Source organism: Tabrizicola sp. TH137 (genome assembly GCF_002855575.1).
Classification (GTDB): domain Bacteria; phylum Pseudomonadota; class Alphaproteobacteria; order Rhodobacterales; family Rhodobacteraceae; genus Paragemmobacter.
The window spans coordinates 788,253-810,993 of record NZ_PKRQ01000001.1 but is presented as its reverse complement, the minus strand read 5'-3'; the positions used below and the strand labels follow the sequence as shown (position 1 = coordinate 810,993).

Genomic DNA, 22,741 nt, shown 5'->3' with positions numbered 1-22,741 from the left:
GGTCCCCCCTTACTTGATGCGCTTGCGATAGACGATGTCGAGCCAGACGGCGATGACGAGGGCCGCGCCGATGACGATCTTGCGGTAGGAGCCATCGCCGAAGCCGATGAGCACCATGCCGGTTTGCAGCGAGACGAGCACCAGCGCGCCGATGATCGCGCCGTAGATCGTGCCGACGCCGCCGGCGAGCGAGGTGCCGCCCACCACGGCGGCGGCGATGACATAGAGTTCGTCAAGGTCGCCGAGTGCGTTGGTGGCCGAGTTCAGGCGGGCCGAAGCGATCACGCCCGCGAGGCCGGCCAGCCCCCCCATGAGGGTGAAGATCTTGACCGTCATGGCGCGCGTGTTGATGCCCGACAGGGCTGCCGCTTCGGGGTTGCCGCCGATGGCGAAGACATAGCGGCCGAAACGGGTGCGCGTCATCAGGATCGTCATGAGGATGCCGACAACGGCGAGGATCAGCACCGGATAGGCAAAACCATGGGCGATGAAGGCATCTTCGGGCACTTCCTGGCCAAGGCTTTGATAATACTGCTGAAGGATGCCCTTGGGCCAGGGATAGGCATTCACGACGAGTGTCGCGCCGATGATGAAGCCGCAGCCGAGAAGGCCCATGAACCATTCCGCCCATGCCGGACGCAGGGCGAAGCCGTGCAGACGGCGGTTCTTGCGCCCGTTCATCACCAGCCAGATGACCCCCGCGCAGCCGAGGGCGCAGACGATCCAGCTTCCTGTTGCGCCGATGGCGCCGTAGGGGCCGCCGCCGATCAGGGCGAAGGTCGGGTCAACCGGTGAAATGGTGCGGCCGTCGGCGGCGAGGAAGGCCACGCCGCGCCAGATCAGCAGGCCGCCCAGCGTGACGATGAAGGAGGGGATGGAGAGATAGGCGATCATGCCGCCCTGGATCGCGCCGATCAGCGCCCCGAGCAGGAGGCCGAAGATCACCGTGATGACCCAGATGGCCGGATGGCCGAGGCCGAGCAGTTGCGGCAGCCATTCGACCTGAAGCAGGCCCATATACATGCCGGTGACGCCGAGGATCGAACCGACCGAGAGGTCGATGTTGCGGGTGATGATGACCAGCACCATCCCCGTGGCCATGATCCCGATGGAGGCCGTCTGGACCGAGAGGTTCCACAGGTTGCGCGGGGTCAGGAAGGACCCGTCGCCGAGAAACAGCGCGCCATAGGCATGGAAGCCGATCCAGATGAGGAAAAGGGCGCCGACCATCCCGATCAGTCGGGGGTCAAGTTCCGTCGCGCGGAGAAAGCGGCCGATCAGGCCATCTTCCTTGCCGGGGGCCTGCGGTTGATGGGTTGTGTCGGTCATGTCCCGTCCTTGACGTTGAGAGGGATCGGTCGCGCATCGCATGGGATGCAGCGAGGGCGGCGCGGCACGGCGCGGCTTGGGGGTGGTCGCCCCCCTTTGGAAAGGAAAGGGAATGCCGGTCCGCGCGGGACCGGCATTCCGGAGATCAGAGGATCACTCGCAGCCGGCGACGCCAGCCATCGCGCCTTCGCAAGCCTGCTCTTTCGAGATGTGGCCCGCGTCGATGGCGAGGTTGACGGTGTCCTTGGTGATCGCGGTCGGCGTCAGAAGGATCGCGTTCATTTCAACGCCCTTCTCGCCACCCGAGAACTTGGTCGCACCGGGGATCGCGTCCAGTGCGGTGCCGTCGGCCAGAGCCGAGGCGATTTCACCGGCAGCCTTGCCGAGCTGGCGCGCGTCCTTCCAGACCGAGACGGTCTGGGTGCCGCGCGCCACGCGGTTGATGGCGGCGAGGTCGCCGTCCTGGCCACCCAGCGGAACGTTCAGGCCCTGCGCGGCCAGAGCGGCAGCGGCGCCACCGGCCATGCCGTCGTTCTGCGCGAGAACGGCGTCAACGTCGTTGTTCGCGGCGGTCAGGATCTGTTCCATGTTGCGCTGGGCGTTCTCGGGCTTCCAGCCGTCCGAGTTCGCTTCGCCGACGATGGTGATCTTGCCTTCGGCAACAGCGGCGCCGATCACCTCTTCCATGCCCTGACGCAGGAAGCCGACGTTCGGGTCGCCCGGATCGCCCTTGATGATCGCGTAATTGCCTTCCGGAACCAGCGCGAAGACCGACTCGGCGATGATGCGGCCGACGCCGACGTTGTCGAAGGTCAGGTAGAAGGTGCGGGCGTCTTCGATCAGGCGGTCATAGCCGACGACCGGGATGCCTTCGGCAGCGGCCTTTTCGATGGCCGGCCCGATCGCGTCCTTGTCCCAGGCGTTGATGACCAGGGCGTCAACACCCTGTGCGATCAGCGCGTCGATGTCGGACAGCTGCTTTTCGGCGGAAGACTGGGCGTCAGCCGAGACGTATTCGTTGCCGGCGGCTTCGATGGCGGCCTTCATCGCGGCTTCGTCGATCTTCCAGCGCTCTTCCTGGAACTGCGCCCAGGACACGCCGATCTTCTTGCCCTCGGCAAGAGCGGCCGAAGAGAAGCCGACCGTCGCCAGAACGGCGACGAGGATTGCGTTACGCATAAGTATCCTCCCTATGGATGCGGCCAGCGTATGGCCGGTCCGACGGATTCGTCGGTACGTGCGGGAAATTGGCCCGAATAATTTCAGTTGTCAAAATAATTTTAGTGGGTGAAACATGAACTGCCCATCAAAGCGGCTTGTTCATGCGGCGTTGCAGCATTTACCGGTCTGCTAACGTAGTCTTAACCGGGTTATGGCAGGCTATCTGCCGATTTTTTATTCGGAGGCCGAAGAAATGCTGCCGAAGGCTTCGCTGGAGGAGACCGGGGACGGGCGGCGGGGATGCGGGCCGCTGATTCCTCCACTGTCGGATTCGCTGCGGCCGCTGCGGCAGCAGGTGTTCGAACGGGTGCGGGCGGCGGGGCTGATTCCGCGGGTGCAGGTTGCGAAGGATCTGGGGGTGAGCCCGGCTTCGGTGACCACGATCACGCAGGAACTGATCGAGGTGGGGCTGATCGAAGAGGTTTCGGCCCTGCGCGAAGGCGAGCAGGGGCGGGGACGGCCCGCTGTCCTGCTGGGCGTGAAGGCGGGCGCGCATCGCGTGGCGGGGATGAAGCTTTCGGATCGCGAGCATACGGCGGTGATCGTGGATTTCGCGGGCAACCTGATCGCCGATGACGTGATCCCGCGGCGGCCCGGGCCGATGACGATGCCCGAAATGCTGGCCGCTATCGAGACGCTGCTGGACCGGGTCTGCGCCAAGGCGGGGCTGGGGCGGGGTGAGCTTTCTGCGGTGGGGATCGGGGTGCCGGGATTTGTCGATTCCGTGGCCGGGATGGTGATGTGGTCGTCGGTCCTGTCGGATCGGGCGGTGCCGCTGGCGGCGGTGGCGCAGGCGCGGTTGGGGTTGCCGGTGGTGATCGACAATGACGCCAACCTCGTGACGCTGGCGGAACTGTGGTTCGGCGCGGGGCGGGGGCTGGCGGATTTCGCGGTGGTCACCATCGAGCATGGGGTGGGGATGGGCTATGTCATCAACCACCGGATTTACCGGGGAACCCAGGGGCTTGGCATGGAGTTGGGCCATACCAAGGTGCAACTGGACGGAGCGCTGTGCCGTTGCGGGCAGAGGGGATGCCTTGAGGCCTACATCGCCGACTATGCGCTGGCACGCGAGGCGACGACGGCGTTGAACTGGACGCATCGGGAGGGGCAGTCGATCAGCGTGCTGCTGGAGTCGCTCTATGACCATGCCAAGGCCGGGAATACGGCGGCACGGTCGATCTTTCGCCGCGCGGGGCGCTATCTGGCGGTGGGATTGTCCAATGTCATCAACCTGTTCGATCCGGCGCTGATCATCCTGTCGGGTGAGCGGATGCGCTATGATTACCTTTATGCGCAGGAGACGCTGGCAGAGATGGAGGCGCTGGCGATCCAGACCGGGCGGCCGCGCCCGCCGATCGAGATCCATGCCTGGGGCGACCTGCTTTGGGCGCATGGGGCGGCGGCGCTGGCCCTGTCTTTCGTGAGCGAGGGGATTCTGGTTCCCGCGCGGGAGCTGGCGGCGCAGTAGGATTCGGGTGGCGAAGGGGTTTCACCCTGCCGTTTTCGGGCTGCATCGGCTGTACCGCGGGGCGTGCCGCATTCTGTGCCGCAAACTGTGGCCACGCAGCGTGCGGTGCAATGGAAGGGCGTTAAGGTTCATCGTTTGCGAGGTTCGGCGCCGGCCGAGAGGTTAATGTTTTCGGCGGCAGGAGAGGTTCGACGGGCCGCCCCTTGACCGGCGGGGCTGACGTGGCCTGCCGAGCGACGGCGAAAATCGGCAGCCTTTCCGGGACGGCGATTGCGCCGCGCTGGGGGAGTTGCGATAGTCTGAACAGCGCGCCCGGAGGATTCATTGATCGCTTTTTCCCCCCGTTTGTCGCCCTGCCGCGCTGTTGCGGCAGTGGTGGCCCTGACGGCCGGTCTGGCCGGGCCTGTGATGGCCCTGGAACGGCTGGACTTCACCGCACCGGGGGCGGATGAGGCGCTGGTGAAGACCCTGCGGGGCGCATCCCTTCTGGTGGCATCGGAACTGGACGGGCAGGAGGACGCGCAGGATCTGTTCGCCGCGGCGCGGGCGGAATACGGGCGGTTGCTGGGTGCGCTGTACGGGGCGGGGCATTATTCCGGGGTGATCTCGGTGCGTGTCGATGGGCGCGAGGCGGCGGGGATCGCGCCGCTGGATGCGCCGGACCGGATCGACGTGATCGAGGTGCGGGTGGAGCCGGGGCCGGCCTTCCGCCTGTCGGAGGCGCGGGTCGCGCCGCTGGCACCGGGGACGGTGCTGCCGAAGGGTTTTGCCGTGGGACAGCCCGCGCCTTCGGGGATCATCCGCGAGGCGGCGGCGGCAGGGGTGAATGGCTGGCGCGATCAGGGCCATGCGAAGGCCGGGGTCGCGGGGCAGGAGGTGGTGGCAAACCATGCTGATGCCACGCTGGCCGCGCGGATCGCGCTGGAGCCGGGGCCGCGGCTGCGTTTTGGTCCGCTGGCGGTGACGGGGGCGGAGCGGATGGAGGTGCGGCGTGTCGTCAAGATCGCTGGGCTGCCGGAGGGCGAGGTCTATTCCCCCGCCGAACTGAACCGCGCGGCGCAGCGATTGCGGCGGACGGGGGTGTTCAAGTCGGTCACGCTGACCGAGGGGGATGTGCTGGCGCCCGACCTTCTGCCGATCACGGCGACGGTGGTGGAGGAAAAGCCGCGCCGCTACAGCTTCGGGGCCGAGGTGGCGACGGAGGAAGGTCTGTCGCTGACCGGGTTCTGGCTGCATCGCAACCTGCTGGGCGGGGCGGAGCGGCTGCGGATCGACGGGTCGATCACCAATATCGGGGCGCAGAATTCCGGCATCGACTATGCTTTGGGCGTGACCATCGACCGGCCTGCCACGCTGACCCCCGACACGACGCTTGGGATCGAGGCGGAGATCGGGCATCTGGATGAAGAGGATTACTTCGCCGATGTGGCGATGGTGGGCGTGAAGGCCACGCATTACTTCAGCGAGACGCTGACCGGGCGGCTGGGGGTTCGATACGAATATGCCAAGGGGCGGGATGGGTTCGATGCCTTCCTGTTCCGCAATGTGGGCATTCCCATCGGGGTGACCTGGGACCGGCGCGACGATCCGCTGAACCCCGCGAACGGGTTCTATGTGGATGCCGAGGTGAAGCCCTTCTTCGGCTTTGGCACTACCGGCAGCGGCACGCGCAGCACGCTGGATGCGCGGGGCTATCTTGGCCTTGGGGCGGAAGATGGCGTGGTTCTGGCGGGGCGGTTGCAACTGGGGATGATCGACGGGTCGGCCCTGCTGGAGACGCCGCGGGATGACCTGTTCTATTCCGGCGGTGGCGGCACGGTGCGGGGGCAACCCTATCAGTCGCTGGGGGTGAGCGTGGCGCGCGGGCTGCTGTCGGCCAAGATCGGCGGGACGCATTTCATCGGCACGCAGCTTGAGGCGCGGGCCATGGTGACGGAACGGATCGGGGTGGTGGGGTTCTTTGACACTGGCCGGATCGACGTGGGGACCTTCTTCGACGGGGCGGGCGACTGGCATTCCGGGGCCGGGATCGGGGTGCGCTATGATACCGGCTTTGGCCCGATCCGGCTGGACGTGGCGGCGCCGGTTGGCGGGACGACGGGGGATGGCGTGCAGATCTATGTCGGTCTGGGGCAGGCCTTCTGATGCGGGGATGGCGCCCATCGCTGCCGGTTCTGGCGCTGTGCCTTTTGCCCATCGGGGCGGCGGCGCAGGAGGATGACCGCGATTTCCTGACGGCCTTTCTGGAGGACAATCTTTCAGGTGCCGGGCGGCAGGTGACGATCACCGGTTTTGCCGGGGCGTTGTCGTCGCGGGCGACGATTGACCGGCTGACCATCGCGGATGATGCGGGCATCTGGCTGACGCTGGATGGGGTGGTGCTGGACTGGAGCCGGTCTGCCCTGCTGCGTGGCGAGGTGAATGTGTCGGAGCTTTCGGCGCGGGAGATCGTGCTGGAGCGGGTGCCGGAGGGCGAGGAGGCGGCGCCGTCGCCGGAGGCGGGGACGTTTGCGCTGCCGGAATTGCCGGTGAGCATTTCCATCGGGCGGCTGGCGGCGGAGCGGATCGTGCTGGGCGAGGCCGTGCTGGGCGAGGGGATCGAGGGGCGGCTGGAGGCATCGGCGACGCTGGCGGGGGGCGAGGGGCGGACAGAGCTTTTGCTGGAGCGGGTGGATGATGGGCCTGCTGGGCGGCTGGACCTGACGGCGGCCTATGCGAATGCGAGCGGGCAATTCCTGCTGGATCTGGTGGCCGAGGAAGAGGCGGGCGGGATCGCTGTATCCAAGCTGGGCATTCCGGGCGCGCCTGCGGCGCGGCTGGCGGTGCAGGGCGAGGGACCGATCAGCGATTTCACGGCAACGGTTGGCTTGACGACGGACGGGCAGGAGCGGCTGGCGGGGACGGTGGAACTGCTGGGCGCGGAGGATGGCGGGCAGGGGTTTGCGGTCGATCTGGCGGGCGACCTCGCGCCGCTGTGGTTGCCGGATTACGCGGCCTTCTTCGGAGACCGGATCGCGCTGGTGGCGGAGGGCGAGCGGTCGGTGGAGGGGGTGCTGCGGCTGCGGTCCTTTGACCTGTCGGCGCAGGCGTTGGCGCTGCGCGGGGCGGCGACGGTGGGGGCGGATGGGATGCCCCTCGCCTTTGACGTGGCGGGGCGGATCGGGCTGGCGGATGGGTCGCCCGTGCTGCTGCCGGTGTCGGGCGAGATGCGGGTGCGGTCTGTCGATCTGGATGTGGGCTATGACCGGGCGGCCGGCGAGGGGTGGACGGCGGATCTGGTGATTGCGGGGCTGGATCAGCCGGGATTCGCGGCAGAGCGGCTGGCGCTGGATGGGGCGGGGCGGCTGTGGCGGCGGGAGGGGGCGGCGCATCTGGGCGCGGTCCTGGATTTCGCGGGCGCGGGGCTGGTGCCGGAGGACGCGGCGCTGGCAACGGCGCTGGGGTCGGAGGTGACGGGGTCTGTCGTCCTGTCCTGGCGGCAGGGGGGCGATGGGTTGCGCCTGCCGAAGATCGTGCTGAACGGTCAGAGTTATGCGTTGCAGGGTCGGGCCCTGATCGAAGGGCTGGAGGCGGCGCTGCGCGTATCGGGGCAGGCCGAGGCGACGGTGGATGATCTGGGGCGGTTGTCGGGTCTGGCGGGGCGTCCGCTTGGTGGCGCGGCGCGTGTGGTGGTGGAGGGTGCGGCGAGCCCGCTGACCGGGGCCTTCGATGGGGAGGTGACGGTCGAGGGGACGGATGTTGCCATCGGGCAGGCACAGGCGGATGCGCTGCTGCGCGGGCTGGCGCGGATCGACCTGTCGGCAAAGCGGGACGAGACGGGGACGGAGTTGCGGGCACTGTCGGTGGCGGCGGGGATGCTGGACGCGACGGCGCAGGGGCGGGTGACGAGCGGGGCGCTGGACCTGACGGCGCGGGTGGATTTTCGCGATCTGGCGGCGCTGGGTGGCGGGTTCCGGGGGGCGCTGGCTGGCGAGCTGCGGGTGACGGGCGCGCCCGAGGCGGCGCGGCTTGTGCTGGACGGGCGGGGGCGGGGCTTGGCCGTAGGGCAGGCCGAAGCGGACCGTCTGCTGCGGGGCGAGACGCTGCTGGCGCTGGATGTGGAGACGGGCGCGCGCTTGACGGTGAACCGGGTGGAGGTGAGCAATCCGCAGGTTTCCTTGCGCGCCGCGTCGCGGGGCGAGGCGCTGGACCTGACGGCGCGAATCGCGGACCTTGCGCTTTTGTTGCCGGAGTTTCCCGGGCCGCTGACCGTGGCCGGGACGGCGGCGCAGGAGGGGGGCGGGATTCGCCTTGATATGCGCGGGCAGGGGCCGGGGGGGATTGATGCGCGGGTGGCGGGGCGGTTGCTGGAGACTGGCACTGCGGACCTGACCATTGCAGGGCAGGCGCAGGCGGGGCTGGCCAATGCCTTTCTTGCGGGGCAGTTGATCTCTGGCCCGGTGCGGTTCGATCTGCGGATGGCGGGGCCTGCGGCGGTGTCGTCCCTGTCGGGGCGGGTGGCGCTGAGCGGGGGGCGGATCGCCGATCCGTCGGTGTTCCTCGCCTTGCAGGATGTGGGCGTGACGGCCGATCTGGCGCAGGGGCGCGCGCAGATTGCGGGCGGTGCGGCGCTGACGAGCGGTGGGCGGGTGGAGTTGGGCGGCACGGTCGGGCTGACCGCGCCCTTCCCGGCCGATTTGCGGGTGGGGTTGCAAGGCGCGATCCTGCGCGATCCGCAACTGTTCCAGACCACGGCGAATGGCGAGATTACCCTGCGCGGGCCGGTGACGGGGGGCGCGGTTCTGGCTGGGCGCATCGTGCTGAGCGAGACGGAGGTGCAGATTCCGTCCACCGGTCTGGGCGGGGCGGCGGATATTCCCGATCTGCGCCATGTGAACGAGCCAGGTGCGGTGCGGGAGATGCGGGCGCGGGCGGGCTTGCTGGATGACGGGTCGGGCGGGGGTGGTGGCGGCGGGGGGCGGCCCATCGCGCTCGACCTAACGATATCCGCGCCGTCGCAGATCTATATCCGGGGGCGGGGGCTGGATGCGGAACTGGGGGGCGAGTTGCGGCTGGGCGGGACGACGGCGGCGGTGGTGCCGTCGGGGGCGTTCGACCTGATCCGGGGGCGGCTGGATATTCTGGGCAAGCGGCTGGACCTGACGCAGGCCTCGCTGACGCTGGAGGGGGATTTCGTGCCGATGCTAGCGGTGGCGGCATCGAATGAAAGCGACGGGATCACCAGTTTCGTGCGGATCGACGGGCCGGCGACGGAGCCGGAGGTGAGCTTCACCTCCACCCCCGAACTGCCGGAGGAGGAGGTGCTGTCGCGGCTGCTGTTCGGGCGGGGGATCGACTCGCTGTCGGCCTTGCAGGCGGCGCAACTGGCCAGTGCAGTGGCGACCCTGGCCGGGCGTGGCGGGATCGGGATTGTCGGGCGGCTGCGCGAGGGGTTCGGGCTGGATGATCTGGACGTGCAGACCGGGGCGGATGGCGGGGCCACGGTGCGGGCGGGGAAGTATCTGTCGGAGAACGTCTATTCCCAGATCGAGGTGGATGACAAAGGCCAGAGCCAGATCAACCTGAACCTTGATCTGACCGACAGCGTGACGGTGCGGGGGCGCACGGGATCGACCGGCGAGACGGGGTTGGGGATATTCTTCGAGAAGGATTACTGATCGGTCGCGCGGCGGGCGCGGGCGGCATCGACTGCCGCGCCCAGAAGGATCGCGTAGCCGGAGAGGTAAAGCCAGACGAGCAGCGCGGCGACCGCCCCGATGGAGCCGTAGATGCGGTTGTAGGTGTCGAAATTCGCCAGATAGACCACCAGCCCGCGTGAGGCGGCAATCCAGATGATGACGGCGACAAGGATGCCGCGCGTGAAGAGCGGATGCTGGATCCGGCGGTTGAGGCCGAGCCGGTAGATCAGCGCCACGCCGATGACGACGATCATCAGGCTGACGATCAGTTGCACGCCTTCGAGGGCCAGTGTGGCGAAGGCGCCGAGCGGCAGGAAGCTGAGGATCAGGGGGCCGATGACGGCGGCCATCAGGGCCGCGATGGCAAGGCCGATCATGACGAAGGTCAGAAGAAGCGCGCGGAGCTGGTGCCAGTGGCCCGCGCGGTTGGGCAGGCCGTGGATGGCATTGAGCCCGCGCATCAGCGCCGCGACCGAGGCGCGGGCCGTCCAGAGCGCGAGGGCGATGGAAATGACCGTGGCAAGGCCGAGGCCGGATTGCACGGCCAGCAATGCCTCGATCTGGTTGGAGATCAGCGCCCAGGCATCGGGGGGCAGGTAGTCGCGGGCGAGTTCCAGTTCCTGCCGGATCAGGGTGGCATCGGCGAAGCTGCCCCAGATGGCGATGACGGCGGCGGCAGCGGGGAAGAGCGCGAGGAAGCCGTAGAAGGCGATGCCCGCGGCGATGAGATCAAGCTCCCTCTCGTCGGAGAGGTGCCAGAGGTCCTTGAGGATGACGGGAATGTTGGGCAGGCGCATGGGCCTGAGGGTAGGGGAAGTGCGGGGGTGGGGCAATTGCCGCCGTGGCGGCTGTCAGACGGCAAAGCCGCGCAGGCGGTGGCGGTGGGTAAGCAGGGCGCGGGTTTCTTCCAGTTCCTGCTGCATCCTTTCGGGCGACCAGCCCAGCGCGGCGGCGGCCAGTTCGGCGATGCGGGGCAGGTTGCGGGGGGTGACTTCGCCGGTCAGGGCGAGGGGCGTGCGGCGGAGCAGGATGTCGGTCAGGTGGGTGACCTGTTCGCTGCGGGCGATGTGGGTGATTTCGGCCTCGGACCAGGTGGGGGCGTCGGGGAGGCGGGGGGAATTCGCCTCAACCTGCGCGAAGGCGGTGGCGGTGGTGCCGTATCGATCCAGCAATTCGGCGGCGCGGGCCTGGGTGAGGCCGGTGTCGCGGGCGAGGGCGGCGGCGAAGGCGGCGGGGTCTTGCGGGAAGCTGCGGCCGCCGCCGATGGGCAGGTCGCGGGTGGAGACGCGGCGGGGGCGGGCGAGGCGTTTCAGGATGTCGTCGGCCACCTCTTCGGCGAAGCCGCGGAAGGTGGTCCACTTGCCGCCCACGAGAGAGATGATGGGGAAGGGGCGGGTGGCGGTGGGTTCGGCCACAGGGGCGGAGTGATCGCGGCTGATGAGACCGGCGGCGGTGCCGTCGGAGCGGGGCAAGGGGCGGATGCCGGAATAGCAGGCGACGATTTGCGACCGGTCGAAGGACAGGCCGGGCAGGAGGCTGCGGAGGCTGTCGAGGAAATAGGCGATTTCATCCTCTTCGCAGCGGACGGTTTCGGGATCGTCGGCGCGGATGTCGGTGGAGCCGACAAGGGCGCGGCCGAGATAATCGAAGACGAGGCAGATGCGGCCGTCATCGGCCTCGAAATAGATCATCCGGCCGTTCAGGGCGCGGATGAGATCGGGATGGTCGAGCAGGATATGCGAGCCCTTGGTGCCGCCGATCAGGCGGCTGTCATGGCCGAGCTGGCGGTTGACGGCGTCGATCCAGGGACCGGCGGCGTTGACGGTGATCCGGGGGCGCAGGGCATGCGGCCTGCCGGTGGCATCGCTCAGGTGGACGGTGCCGCCTTCCGTGCCGTCGAGCGTGGCGTAGGTCAGGGCGCGGGAGGCGGGGCTGGCGGCGATGCCGTCCTGCACGAGTTCGAGGACGAGCCGTTCGGGTTGAGTCACGAAGGCATCGTAATAGGTGCCGGCGGCGACGATGCGGGGGGTGAGCGGCGGCAGGGTCGCCAGGGCGCGGTGGCGCGACCAGAGCGCGTGGCGCGGCATGACGCGGGCGCGGGAGCCATAGAAATCATAGAGCGCCAGGCCGATCTTCATCAGCACCGCCCCCCGGCTGCGCGGCGCGGTGGTGGAGCCGAAAAGCGTGCGCAGGGCGGCGGGAATGCCCTTGAACCACGAGAAGATGGGAATGACGGTGGGCAGCGGGCGGACGGAATGGGGCGCGTTGCGCAGGAGCAGGTTCCGTTCCAGCGTGGATTGCGCGACGAGGCGGAATTCGCCGGTTTCCAGATATTTGATGCCGCCATGGATGAGGCGGGAGGGCGCGGCGGAGGTGCCGGAGGCGAAATCGGCCTTGTCCAGGATCACGCAGGTCAGGCCCTGTTCGCAAAGGTCGCGGAACAGGCCCGCGCCGTTGATTCCGGCGCCGAGGATGAGGACGTCGATTTCGGTGGGCTGGGTCATGATGCGGGGGCTTCGATGCGGGGCCAGAGCGGGGCCATGGCGGCGCTGATGTCGCAATGGAGGCGGTAACGGGTGGCCAGCGCGGCGCTGCGGTCCGGGTCGGGGTGGTAGTGGCGGGAGGTTGCGGCAAGGTCGCGCGGATCGTCGGTGGGGGCGGCGAAGAGGCCGATGCCCGCCCCGGCGCAGAGGGCGGCGCCCCATGCAGCGGCTTCGTCGGTTTCGGTGACGGTGACGGAGAGGCCCAGCGCATCGGCGAAGACCTGGGCGAAGAGCGGGCTGCGGGAGATGCCGCCGGTGAGCCGGGCCTCGGTCGGGGCGAAACCGTCGCGCAGGGCATCGACATGGACGCGGTGGTTGAAGGCGATGCCTTCGATCACGGCGCGGAGCATGTCGCCCCGGTCGTGCCAGCCGTGCAGGCCGATGAAGCCCGCGCTGGCCTGCGGGCCATGGGGCGAGCCGTAGAGATAGGGGTGGAAGAGCAGGGTGGAGGGGCGGGCGAGCGCGGCCTCGATTTCAGGGGCGAGGAGGGCGTGGATGGACTGGCCTGCCGCTTCGGCCCTTGCGCGGTCGGTGCCGCAGAAGGTGTCGAGGAACCAGTCGTAATTGGCGGCGGAGGCGGGGGAGATCGCCATGTTGTTCCATTCGCCGGGGCGCAGGCCGTTGCGGCAGAACCAGCGGGCGTCGATCTGCGGGCGGGAGGAGACGGTTTCGTTGATGGAATAGGTCCCGGCGACGATGGCAACACGGCCCTGCCCATGCCCGCCGATCCCGAGCGCGGAGGCGGTGACGTCATGCAGACCGGCGACGACGGGAATGCCTGCGGGCAGGCCGCAAAGCGCGGCGGACTCGGGGCGGAGGGTGCCCACGACGGTATCGGGGCGGTCCATCGGCGGCAGGGCGTCGCGCAGGGCGGAGAGGCCATAGAGGGCGAGGATGTCGTCGGAATAGGTCTGGCTGCGGACATCGGTGAAGGAGGTGCTGGCTTCGGTCAGGTCCGTGCCGATGCTGCCGGTGAGGCAGAAGCGCAGCCAGTCCTTGCAGGCGAGGATGTGGCCGATGCGGGCGAAGCGGGCGGGCTCTTCGCGCCGCATCCAGGCGAGAAGCGTGGCCGGGGCGGAGGCATGGGGCATCTGGCCGGAGAGCGCGAGCGCCCTGGCGGCGGTGCCGTCCGCTGCCCAGGCGTCGGCGATGGCACCGGCGCGGCTGTCGAGCGAGAGGATGCCGGGGCCGAGCGGGCGGCGGTCACGGTCAAGCAGATAGAGCCCGTCGCCATGGGCGGTGGCGGCGATGGCGGCGATGCGGCCTGCGGCGCCGGAAGCGGTGACGGCCTCGGCCATCGCCTGGGCGGTGGCGGACCAGAGCGCCTCCATGTCGCGTTCGACGAAGCGGGGGGCCGGGATGGACTGGGCGATGCGGCGGCGCGACACGGCAAGGACCTGGCCCATGGCATCGAAGACCACGGCCTTGGTCATGGTCAGGCCGTTGTCGATCCCGAGAAGGCAGGGCGTCATGTCAGGCATCGGGCGGAACGGTCGTCACTGCGGGGGCAATCTCGACCGTCACGCCGCGGGCGCGCATGGCGGAGACGGTGGCCGAGGGCGTGGCGGCATCGACGATCACCACGTCGAAATCCTGAAGCGCGCACATGGCATGCAGGGCGCGGCGTTCGAATTTGGAATGGTCGGCCAAGAGGACGCGCTTGTGCGCGCAGTCGAACATGGCGCGTTTGGTTTCCACCATTTCGGGGCTTTGGTGGAAGGCCATGCCATCTGTGATGGCGGAGAGCGAGAGGAAGGCCACATCGGCGCGCAGGCGGCGGATTTCGGCGATGGTGATGTGGCCGAGGAAGGCATTGCACCAGTTGTAATACTGCCCGCCGAGACCGAGGAGCGAGATGTCGCGCATCTCGCGCAGGGCGTTCATCATCGACAGGGAATAGGTGATGGCGGTCAGTGGCACGCGCATCGACAGATGCGGAACCATCTGGAGGACGGTGGTGGAACAGTCGAGGAAGATGGCCTGACCGCTTTCGACATGGGCGGCGGCGGCGGCGGCGATGGCGCGTTTCTCGGCGGACTGGCGGGAGGAGCGATAGACATCGCTGGCCTCGACCAGACGTGTGGGGGCGGCAGAGACGATGCCGCGCGTCTTGCGCAGAAGGCCGCGGCTGGCCAGTTCGTCGAGATCGCGATGGGCGGTCATCAGGCTGATGCCGAAGCGTTCGGTCAGATCCTCGATCCGCAGGGAGCCTTCGGCCATGACCGCCTCGGCGATCATCTGGCGGCGTGCGATCTGGCGGGCATGGCGGCTGTCGGCGGGAAGCGGGTCCCCGGCAAGCCGTTCGATGGCCAGATCGTCGGTCGGTCTTGCGTCAGTCACTTCTGCCTCTGCCAGCTTGGGCCATGCGCGGGCCCGGGGAACCGTGATCGGGATATCGTGCCAGAAAGGGCGGCCCAGTTACCAGCGGGGTGGAAAGGAAAGTCGGGACTTGCGTCCGGGGTGCGAAAAAGGGGGCGGTCTGGGGCCGCCCCCTTTTCCAACAGGATACCGCTTACTCGGACAGGGTGAAGGCTGCGGTGTACTTGTCCACGTTTTCCGGCGTGATCAGCAGGCAGTCGAAGAGCTGCTTCTCGGTCGCGGCGCCGGTGGAGCCGGTCTTGATGAAGTTGTCGGCCTGACGCACTGCCTCGGCCGAGAAGACGGCGACGGGCTGGAGCACGGTATAGGCCATTTCGCCGGCCTTCACCGCCTCGACCGCGTCGGGCGAGCCGTCGAAGCCGCCGACCTTGACCTGGTCGAGCTTGCCCGCTTCCTTGAGCGCGGCGATGGCGCCGAGGGCCATTTCATCATTGCCGGAGATCACGCCGTTGATGTCGGGATTCGCCTGAAGCAGCGCCTGCATCTTCTGGTAGCCCTGCGTGCGGTCCCAGTTGGCGACTTCCTGGCCGACCTTCACCAGATCGGGATACTGGCTGATGACGGTGGTGTAGCCGTTGGAGCGGGTGGCGGCGTTGTTGTCGGCCGGGTTGCCGAAGAGTTCGACATAGGTGCCGGTGTCGCCCATGACGGAGACCCACTGTTCCGCGCCCATGGCCGCGCCCTGCGCGTTGTTCGACACGAGCTGTGCCTTGGCCAGACCTTCCTGGTTGATCTCGGCGTTCACGAGGAAGACCGGGATGCCCGCATCGACGGCCTTCTTGACGGCGCCGATGGAACCGTCGGCATTGGCCGGGTCAAGGATGATGGCGACGGACTGGTTGGTGATCGCGGTGTCGATCAGGGTGCTTTCGGTGTTGGTGTCGCCCTTGTGGGCCGAGACATTGGCGCTGTAGCCGAGGCTTTCCGCCGTGGCCTTGGCGACTTCGCCTTCGGTGAACCAGTAGGGGTTGGCCGGGTCGTTCACGATGATCGAGATCAGGCCTTCGGCGCTGGCGGCGAAGGACATCAGCGGCGTGATGGCGACGGCGGCCATCAGGGTGCGGCGGGTCAGTTTCAACATTGTCTCTCTCCCTCTTGGACAGTGGTCTTTTGCCGTTTCCGGGCAGCTTTCCCGTGCGGGCCGACCCATTGCCGGTCCCGGACAGAGAAGAAGGTTCGGCGTCAGGTCTTTCGGGTGCCCTTGCCGTATTGGATGGAGTTGGTGAGCACCGCGAGGACGATCACCGCCCCGGTGAAGACGGTCTGCCAGTAGGAGGACACGCCGATGATCACGAGGCCGTTGGACAGGAAGCCGATGACGAAGGCGCCCAGCATGGTGCCGCGCACCGTGCCGCGCCCGCCGGTCAGGGCGGCCCCGCCGATGACGACGGCAGCGATGGCCGTCAGTTCGTAGGTGGTGCCGGCGGTGGGGCCGGCCGAGGTGAGCTGCGAGGACAGGACGAGGCCCGCGATGGCGGCCAGCATCCCCGACAGGGTATAGACGGTGATCTGCACCCGCTTGACCGGGACGCCGGACAGATCGGCGGCGCGTTCGTTGCCGCCCGAGGCATAGAGCCAGCGCCCGAAGGAGGAGCGCGAAAGCATCAGCCCGGCGAGGATGGCGATGCCGAAGAGGATGAGGACCGAGATCGGGATGCCCGCGAGGCGGTTGAAGCCGATCCAGTCGAAGCCGGTATTGCCAAGCTCGGGGCGGCCCGAGAGATTGTTGTAGGTCAGCCCGTTGGTGAGCAGCAGGGCGACACCGCGGGCGACATACATCACGCCGAGGGTGGCGACGAAGGCGGGGACGCGGAACCAGGCGATGAGGATGCCGTTGATCGCCCCCACTGCGCCGCCGATGGCGACGGTGAGGACGACCACGGCCCAGACCGGGAAGTAGAGGATCACGCCGAGCGAGGTCAGTTCGAGCCCCTGCATCATTGCCCCGGCAAGTACGCCGCAGAGCGCGAGCACGGAGCCGACCGACAGGTCGATCCCGCCATTGAGGATCACGAGCAGCATCCCGATGGCGAGGATGCCGTAGATCGCCACCTGGCTGGCCATGATGAGGAAGTTCGAGACGGTGAAGTAGTTCGGCGAAAGGAAGGAGAACACGGCCACGATGGCGATGAGGGCGAAGAAGGCCCGCCCTTCCAGCAGAAGCCGGCCGAGGCTGAGGGGCTTGCCGCCGCTTTTTCTGGAAATGGTCGTGTCCGACATCGGTTGGCTCCGCTACTTTCCCGCTCAGGCCGCCACGGACTCGCCCGAGGCGGCCATGATCATTTCCTTGCTGACGGTGGAATCGAATTCGGCCGAGATCCGGCCCTTGTGCATGACGATGATCCGATGGGCGATCGACAGGCATTCGCCGACTTCGGAGGTGGAGTAGATCACGGCGAGGCCCTGTTTCGCGCGTTCGGCCAGAAGGCGGAACACCTCGCCCTTGGCGCCGATGTCGATGCCGCGGCTGGGTTCGTCGAGCAGGATCACGCTGGGATCGGTGGCCAGCATCTTGCCGATGACGACCTTCTGCTGGTTGCCGCCCGAGAGCGAGCCGATGGCGGCCTCGCCGCCGTCGGTCTTGACCGTGACCTTGCGGATCGTGTCGTCGATGATGGCCTGTTCGGCGCTGCGACTGGTGAACAGGCCGCGGGTGAAGGCCATGATGGAGGCGAGCGACAGGTTCTGCCCGACGGTCATGGTCTGCACCAGCCCGTCACGCTGGCGGTCTTCGGGAACAAGGGCGAGGCCCCGCGCGATGCGCTGGGCAATCGAGAGGTGGGAGACCTCTTCGCCCTTGTGCAGGATCTGGCCACCGGAGGCGCGCAGGCGGCCTGCGACGGTTTCCAGAAGTTCGGTGCGGCCCGCGCCCATCAGGCCGTAGATGCAGACCACCTCGCCGGCGCGGACGTCGAGCGAGAGGCGGTCCACCACATTGTAGCCGGCGCCCTGCGGATCTTTCACCGTCAGGTCGCGGATGGAGAGCGCGACGGGGCCGAATTCCGTTTCGGGCGGGGAACCGAGATCGTAGTTTTCGCCCACCATGTTGCGGACGATCCATTCGAGGTCGATCTCGGCGCGGGGGGCGCTGGCTGTCATGGTGCCGTCGCGCAGGACGACGGCGTGATCGGTGATCTGGAGCGCCTCTTCGAGATGGTGCGAGATATAGACGATGCTGACGCCCTTGGCGGTGAGGTCGCGGATGACCTTGAAGAGCACCTCCACCTCGGTCGCCGAAAGGGCGGAGGTGGGTTCGTCCATGATGAGGATGCGGCTGTCCACGGAGAGGGCGCGGGCGATTTCCACGATCTGCTGCTGGCCGAGGCGGAGATCCTCGACCGGGGTGAGCGGGTCGATATCCTCTTCCAGTTCCGTCATCAGGCGGCGGACCTGGCGTTCCTCTTCGGCATAGTCCACGCCGAAGGTGCCGGGAATTTCGCGCCCCATGAAGATGTTGTCGCGGACGGAGAGGTTCGGGGCGAGGCTGAGTTCCTGATGGATGATGGAAATGCCGCGGGCGCGGGCGTCGTTGGCATTGGCAAGGATGACCGGCTGGCCGTCGAGGATGATCTGGCCCGAGGTGGGCCGGACGATGCCCGAAAGGATCTTCATCAGGGTGGATTTGCCCGCGCCGTTTTCGCCGAAGAGCGTGGTCACCTGACCGCGGTGAATGTCGAAATTCACCCCCTTGAGCGCCTGGATCGCGCCGTAGGATTTGGCGATGTTGCGCGCCGCGAGGACGGTTTCGCCTTTTGCCATGGGGGTGCGGTCGGGCATGGCGCGGATCACTTCACGCTGACGCTGACCGGGGTGATCAGCCAGTTCTTCGGATTGATCAGGCGGAAGGCCCCCACCACCTCGATTGTCTTGCCGGTGAGGGTGGCGGTGTCGATGGAATCGAGGACGGCGGCCTTCATGGCGCGGTTGATGCCGGACCCGGCATCCTGGTATTCGATCTGGTTCTTGAAGGCGCCGAATTCGATGTCGCCGGGCGCGTCGCGCAGGTCGGTGCCGTTGATGGCGGGGCCGGTCTGCACGCGGACGCGGATTTCGGGCGGCATTCCGGTGACGGCGAGATCATAGATGCCAGCCTTCGCCTCGCCCGCCGTGCCGGTGAGACGGACCATCAAAATTGCGCCGGTGGAGGAGGCGGTGCCGTATTTCGCGGAGGCGGCGGCCTTGTCGGCGAGGACCTCGGGCGCGATGGTCACGCCATCGACGGCCTTTTCCATCACGAAGGTCTGGATGCGGGGGAATTCGGCCTGACCGAAGGCATCGGGAGAGAAGGCCTGCTTGCGGACATCCGCCTCGGACCCGATATGGACGACGGTGGTGTCGGCGGCGATGGCGGCGGCGAGGGCGAGGACCCCTGCGGCGACAAGCGCCAGGGTGCGGCGCGACCCGGCGGCGGCCTTCTGCGAGGAGGGGGTGGCGTCGGTCATGGCGTCAGGTCCGTGGCGCGAAGGTCATGCGGTGAGGGGCCGGTGGCACCGGCCAACAGGCGCACAGCGCGGCTGTGGCATGGGTCATGCTGGGTCCTCCTCCCTGTTTCCGAGGGCAATGCAGGCTTCCCCGCGGCCTTCGGATGTGCCTTGGCACGCTTATGTGATAAATCTAACCTAGTTATCACGTCAATACACTTCTTTGCTGAAGCTGCGACCGTCTTCGCTGCTTGGCGGGCGCGTGAGGGGTGTTGCGGTGATTCCCGGTGTGGGGCGAGGGCGGGACAGATGCGCCCATTGCGCTGCAACGCAGCGAAAATGCGAGAAAACATTGAGGAATACAGCAAAAACAGCCGTGACGGCGCTGGCGCCTTGATTGCGGAATTCTGCTGTCTGGGGGCCGGGCGCCCTGCGTGGAAGCGCCCTTGAATTGCTGCCTTTTCTTGATCGTAACGGAAATTTTTTACGCAGTCTGCAAAAAAATACTACCCTTGCGATATAACTATGTTATTTAGCGGGTCGCGAGAGGGCGGGCCTGTGACAGGCCTGCTGCCGGCCCGCCGGACTGGTGCGGGGGAGGACGGGATGGGTTCGACGGGCGATCTGATCATCGGGATTGATGCGGGCACGTCTGTCATCAAGGCGGTGGCCTTTGATCTGACCGGTCGGCAGGTGGCGGTGTCGGCGGTGCCGAACCGCTACAGCGCGACGTCGGAGGGGGCGGTGACGCAGTCGCTGGCTACCACATGGATGGATTGCGTGGCGGCGATTCGCGGTTTGTCGCAACATGTCGCCGATCTTGGCGCGCGGGTGGCGGCGCTGGCCGTGACAGGGCAGGGCGATGGCACCTGGCTGGTGGGCGCCGAGGATGCCCCGGTGGCAGAGGCCTGGCTGTGGCTGGACGCGCGGGCTGCGCCGACAGTGGTGCGGCTGGCGGCGGGTGCGGAAAACCGGGCGCGGTTCGAAGCGACGGGGACGGGGCTGAACACCTGCCAGCAGGGCAGCCAGATGGCGCATATGGATGCGCATATGCCCGAGATGCTGGACCGCGCCGAGGTGGCGCTGCATTGCAAGGACTGGCTTTATCTGAACCTGACGGGTGTGCGGGCGACCGATCCGTCGGAGGCGAGCTTTACCTTCGGCAATTTCCGCACGCGGCAATATGACGACGGGGTGATCGCGGCGCTGGGCTTGCGGCATCGGCGAGGGCTGCTGCCCGAGATCGTGGATGGCACGCAGGTCACGCATCCGCTGACGCCGGCGGCGGCGGCGGCGACCGGGCTGCGGGCGGGGACTCCGGTCAGCCTGGGCTATGTGGACATGGTTATGACGGCGCTGGGCGCGGGCGTGCATGGCGGCGACGGTGGCGATATCGCCTGTTCGACGGTGGGATCGACGGGCGTCCACATGCGGGCGGTGCCGTGGGAGCGGGTGCATCTGAATGCCGAGGGCACAGGCTATGTGATCTGCCTGCCGGTGCCGGGGATCGTGACGCAGGTGCAGACGAACATGGCGGCGACGCTGAACCTGGATTGGGTTCTGTCGCTGGCGGCGGATGTGATGCGCAGCTTCGGGCAGGAGGTCGCGCCGCGCGACTTGGTGGCGCGGGTGGATGGCTGGCTGGCGGCGAGCGCGCCGGGACAGGTGGCCTATCTGCCCTATATCTCGGACGCCGGAGAACGGGGGCCTTTCGTCAATGCCGAGGCGCGGGCGGGGTTTGCCGGGCTGTCGATGGCGACGCGTTATCCCGACATGGTGCGCGCCGTGGTGGAAGGGTTGGGGATGGCGATGCGGGATTGCTATGCCGCGATGGGGCCGTTGCCGGATGAGTTGCGGCTGACCGGCGGCGCGGCGCGGTCGGCGCAGTTGCGCGCCATTCTTGGCGGGGCGATCCGGGCGCGGGTGCGGACCTCGGCGCGGGAAGAGGCGGGGGCGGCCGGGGCCGCGATGATGGCCGCGGTGGCCATCGGGGCCTATCCCGACATGGAGGCCTGCATCGCGGAATGGGTGACGCCCCTTTTGAGCGAGGCGCAGCCGCCGGATGACCGGCTGGCCGCGACCTATGACCGGTTGTTCCCGGCCTTCCTGGCCGCGCGGCAGGGTGGCGCGCCCGTCTGGGCGGCGCTGGCGCGGGCGCGACGGGGGGTCTGAAGGAGAGAGGCATGACGGATACGGCAGAGATGATCGACCTTTTCGTGATCGGCGGCGGCATCAACGGCGCCGGTGTGGCGCGCGATGCCGCGGGGCGCGGGCTGAAGGTCGTGCTGTGCGAGAAGGGCGATCTGGCGGAAGGCACCTCGTCCCGGTCGGGGAAGCTGGTGCATGGCGGGCTGCGTTATCTGGAGTATTACGAATTCCGCCTGGTGCGCGAGGCGCTGATCGAGCGCGAGGTGTTGTTGCAGGCGGCGCCGCACATCATCTGGCCGATGCGGTTCGTTCTGCCGCATTCGCCGCAGGACCGGCCTGCCTGGCTGGTGCGGCTGGGGCTGTTCCTTTACGACCATCTGGGCGGGCGGAAGCGGCTGCCGGGGACGCGCGTTCTGGACCTGCGGCGCGATCCCGAGGGGGCGGCGCTGCTGGACCAGTACACCAAGGGGTTCGAGTATTCGGATTGCTGGGTGGATGATGCGCGGCTGGTGATCCTGAACGCGGTGGCGGCGCGGGAAAAGGGGGCGCTGGTCCTGACGCGCAGCCCGGCGGTTTCGGCCCGGCGCGAGAACGGGGCCTGGACGGTGACGGTGAAGCACCTGCCGACGGGCGAATTGCGGACGTTCCGGGCGCGCTGCATCGTGAATTGCGCCGGTCCCTGGGTTTCGGACGTGATCGGGCGGGTGGCCGGGTCGAACAGCAGCCGCAATGTGCGGCTGGTGAAGGGCAGCCATATCATCGTGCCGAAATGGTGGACCGGGTCGAATGCCTATCTGGTGCAGAACCACGACAAGCGGGTGATCTTCATCAACCCCTATGAAGGGGACAAGGCGCTGATCGGGACGACGGACATCTCTTATGAGGGGCGGGCCGAGGATGTGGCGGCGGATGAGTCCGAGATCGACTATCTGCTGAAGGCGGTGAACCGCTATTTCAAGGAAAAGCTCCGGCGGTCGGACGTGCTGCACAGTTTTTCGGGCGTGCGGCCACTGTTCGATGACGGGAAGGGCAACCCCTCGGCGGTGACGCGGGATTATGTGTTCGACCTGGACGAAACCGGCGGGGCGCCGCTGATGAACGTCTTCGGCGGCAAGATCACCACCTATCGTGAACTGGCCGAGCGGGGGATGCACCGGCTGCGGTCGGTCTTTCCGCAGATGGGCGGGGACTGGACGGCCCAGGAACCGCTGCCGGGTGGCGAGATGCCGGGGGCGGATTACGAGACTTTCGCCAATGCGCTGCGCGAGGACTATCCGTGGATGCCGCGCGCCCTGGTGCAGCATTACGGGCGGCTTTACGGCAGCCGGACGCGCGATCTTGTGGGCGCGGCCGAGGGGCTGACGGCGCTGGGGCGGCATTTCGGCGGCCAGCTTTACGAGGCGGAGGCGCGCTATCTGGTGGAGCGGGAATGGGCGATGACCGCGGAGGATGTGCTGTATCGCCGGACGAAGCATTACCTGCACCTGACCGAGGCCGAACGCGCCGCCTTTGCCGAATGGTTCGGCCGGGCGCATCTGGCCGCTGCCTGAG

Annotated in this window: 15 protein-coding genes; 5 read left to right on the top strand and 10 right to left on the bottom strand. The window is 67.8% G+C overall.

The genetic code is table 11. The annotated features are described in order from the left end of the window. Positions 1 to 9: 9 nt before the first annotated feature. Positions 10 to 1,329: a sugar ABC transporter permease gene (locus C0V75_RS04020; RefSeq protein ID WP_101919576.1), complete on the bottom strand. Its 1,320-nt coding sequence runs from the start codon at positions 1,327 to 1,329 to the stop codon at positions 10 to 12. A gap of 153 nt (positions 1,330 to 1,482) precedes the next feature. Further along, positions 1,483 to 2,508, bottom strand: coding sequence for a substrate-binding domain-containing protein (locus C0V75_RS04015; protein WP_101919575.1), 1,026 nt, complete (start codon positions 2,506 to 2,508; stop codon positions 1,483 to 1,485). A 235-nt stretch (positions 2,509 to 2,743) separates the two neighbouring features. Between C0V75_RS04015 and C0V75_RS04010 the strand changes: the two genes are divergently transcribed. From C0V75_RS04010 to C0V75_RS04000, 3 genes are all read left to right on the top strand, one after another. After that, entirely contained in the window at positions 2,744 to 4,021 is a 1,278-nt protein-coding gene (locus C0V75_RS04010) for an ROK family transcriptional regulator (protein WP_101919906.1), read from the top strand. A 375-nt stretch (positions 4,022 to 4,396) separates the two neighbouring features. After that, entirely contained in the window at positions 4,397 to 6,166 is a 1,770-nt protein-coding gene (locus tag C0V75_RS04005; RefSeq protein WP_254216363.1) for an autotransporter assembly complex family protein, read from the top strand. Beyond that, the gene (locus C0V75_RS04000) at positions 6,166 to 9,678 is read left to right on the top strand and encodes a translocation/assembly module TamB domain-containing protein (RefSeq protein ID WP_101919574.1); all 3,513 of its coding nucleotides are present in this window, start codon (positions 6,166 to 6,168) and stop codon (positions 9,676 to 9,678) included. Before C0V75_RS04005 ends, C0V75_RS04000 begins: the two co-directional genes overlap by 1 nt. Here the strand turns inward: C0V75_RS04000 and C0V75_RS03995 are convergent. The 8 genes from C0V75_RS03995 to C0V75_RS03960 form a co-directional block, all read right to left on the bottom strand. Next, positions 9,672 to 10,496 (bottom strand): YihY/virulence factor BrkB family protein, encoded by an 825-nt coding sequence (locus C0V75_RS03995; protein ID WP_101919573.1) that lies wholly within the window; start codon positions 10,494 to 10,496, stop codon positions 9,672 to 9,674. The genes C0V75_RS04000 and C0V75_RS03995 overlap by 7 nt on opposite strands. Positions 10,497 to 10,550: 54 nt before the next feature. Further along, positions 10,551 to 12,203, bottom strand: coding sequence for a glycerol-3-phosphate dehydrogenase/oxidase (locus C0V75_RS03990; RefSeq protein WP_101919572.1), 1,653 nt, complete (start codon positions 12,201 to 12,203; stop codon positions 10,551 to 10,553). Continuing rightward, complete coding sequence (locus tag C0V75_RS03985; protein WP_254216362.1) at positions 12,200 to 13,723, bottom strand: FGGY-family carbohydrate kinase; 1,524 nt, start codon at positions 13,721 to 13,723, stop codon at positions 12,200 to 12,202. Before C0V75_RS03985 ends, C0V75_RS03990 begins: the two co-directional genes overlap by 4 nt. Continuing rightward, on the bottom strand, positions 13,716 to 14,582 hold the full coding sequence (locus C0V75_RS03980) for a DeoR/GlpR family DNA-binding transcription regulator (protein WP_216821395.1): 867 nt from the start codon (positions 14,580 to 14,582) through the stop codon (positions 13,716 to 13,718). Before C0V75_RS03980 ends, C0V75_RS03985 begins: the two co-directional genes overlap by 8 nt. A 172-nt stretch (positions 14,583 to 14,754) precedes the next feature. Further along, on the bottom strand, positions 14,755 to 15,702 hold the full coding sequence (locus C0V75_RS03975; RefSeq protein ID WP_101919570.1) for a D-ribose ABC transporter substrate-binding protein: 948 nt from the start codon (positions 15,700 to 15,702) through the stop codon (positions 14,755 to 14,757). A 101-nt stretch (positions 15,703 to 15,803) separates the two neighbouring features. Then, positions 15,804 to 16,841, bottom strand: a complete 1,038-nt coding sequence (locus C0V75_RS03970; RefSeq protein ID WP_101919569.1) for an ABC transporter permease — start codon at positions 16,839 to 16,841, stop codon at positions 15,804 to 15,806. Positions 16,842 to 16,865: 24 nt separating this feature from the next. Beyond that, a complete protein-coding gene (locus C0V75_RS03965; RefSeq protein WP_254216361.1) occupies positions 16,866 to 18,380 on the bottom strand; it encodes a sugar ABC transporter ATP-binding protein in 1,515 nt (504 codons plus the stop codon). A 26-nt stretch (positions 18,381 to 18,406) separates the two neighbouring features. Beyond that, entirely contained in the window at positions 18,407 to 19,063 is a 657-nt protein-coding gene (locus tag C0V75_RS03960; protein WP_101919568.1) for a DUF2291 family protein, read from the bottom strand. Positions 19,064 to 19,648: 585 nt separating this feature from the next. On the opposite strand from C0V75_RS03960, the gene C0V75_RS03955 reads away from it, so the two are divergent. Together C0V75_RS03955 and C0V75_RS03950 are read left to right on the top strand one after the other, a co-directional pair. Further along, positions 19,649 to 21,214 (top strand): FGGY-family carbohydrate kinase, encoded by a 1,566-nt coding sequence (locus C0V75_RS03955; RefSeq protein ID WP_101919567.1) that lies wholly within the window; start codon positions 19,649 to 19,651, stop codon positions 21,212 to 21,214. Positions 21,215 to 21,225: 11 nt separating this feature from the next. Next, complete coding sequence (locus tag C0V75_RS03950) at positions 21,226 to 22,740, top strand: glycerol-3-phosphate dehydrogenase (RefSeq protein ID WP_101919566.1); 1,515 nt, start codon at positions 21,226 to 21,228, stop codon at positions 22,738 to 22,740. The last annotated feature ends 1 nt before the right edge of the window (position 22,741 follow it).

Excerpts from the sequence above, each read along its gene's own strand:
- C0V75_RS04020 (WP_101919576.1), bottom strand. The coding sequence starts at position 1,329 with ATGACCGACACAACCCATCAACCGCAGGCCCCCGGCAAGGAAGATGGC.
- C0V75_RS04015 (WP_101919575.1), bottom strand. The coding sequence starts at position 2,508 with ATGCGTAACGCAATCCTCGTCGCCGTTCTGGCGACGGTCGGCTTCTCT.
- C0V75_RS04010 (WP_101919906.1), top strand. The coding sequence starts at position 2,744 with ATGCTGCCGAAGGCTTCGCTGGAGGAGACCGGGGACGGGCGGCGGGGA.
- C0V75_RS04000 (WP_101919574.1), top strand. The coding sequence starts at position 6,166 with ATGCGGGGATGGCGCCCATCGCTGCCGGTTCTGGCGCTGTGCCTTTTG.
- C0V75_RS03995 (WP_101919573.1), bottom strand. The coding sequence starts at position 10,496 with ATGCGCCTGCCCAACATTCCCGTCATCCTCAAGGACCTCTGGCACCTC.
- C0V75_RS03990 (WP_101919572.1), bottom strand. The coding sequence starts at position 12,203 with ATGACCCAGCCCACCGAAATCGACGTCCTCATCCTCGGCGCCGGAATC.
- C0V75_RS03985 (WP_254216362.1), bottom strand. The coding sequence starts at position 13,723 with ATGCCTGACATGACGCCCTGCCTTCTCGGGATCGACAACGGCCTGACC.
- C0V75_RS03975 (WP_101919570.1), bottom strand. The coding sequence starts at position 15,702 with ATGTTGAAACTGACCCGCCGCACCCTGATGGCCGCCGTCGCCATCACG.
- C0V75_RS03970 (WP_101919569.1), bottom strand. The coding sequence starts at position 16,841 with ATGTCGGACACGACCATTTCCAGAAAAAGCGGCGGCAAGCCCCTCAGC.
- C0V75_RS03965 (WP_254216361.1), bottom strand. The coding sequence starts at position 18,380 with ATGGCAAAAGGCGAAACCGTCCTCGCGGCGCGCAACATCGCCAAATCC.
- C0V75_RS03960 (WP_101919568.1), bottom strand. The coding sequence starts at position 19,063 with ATGACCGACGCCACCCCCTCCTCGCAGAAGGCCGCCGCCGGGTCGCGC.
- C0V75_RS03955 (WP_101919567.1), top strand. The coding sequence starts at position 19,649 with ATGGGTTCGACGGGCGATCTGATCATCGGGATTGATGCGGGCACGTCT.
- C0V75_RS03950 (WP_101919566.1), top strand. The coding sequence starts at position 21,226 with ATGACGGATACGGCAGAGATGATCGACCTTTTCGTGATCGGCGGCGGC.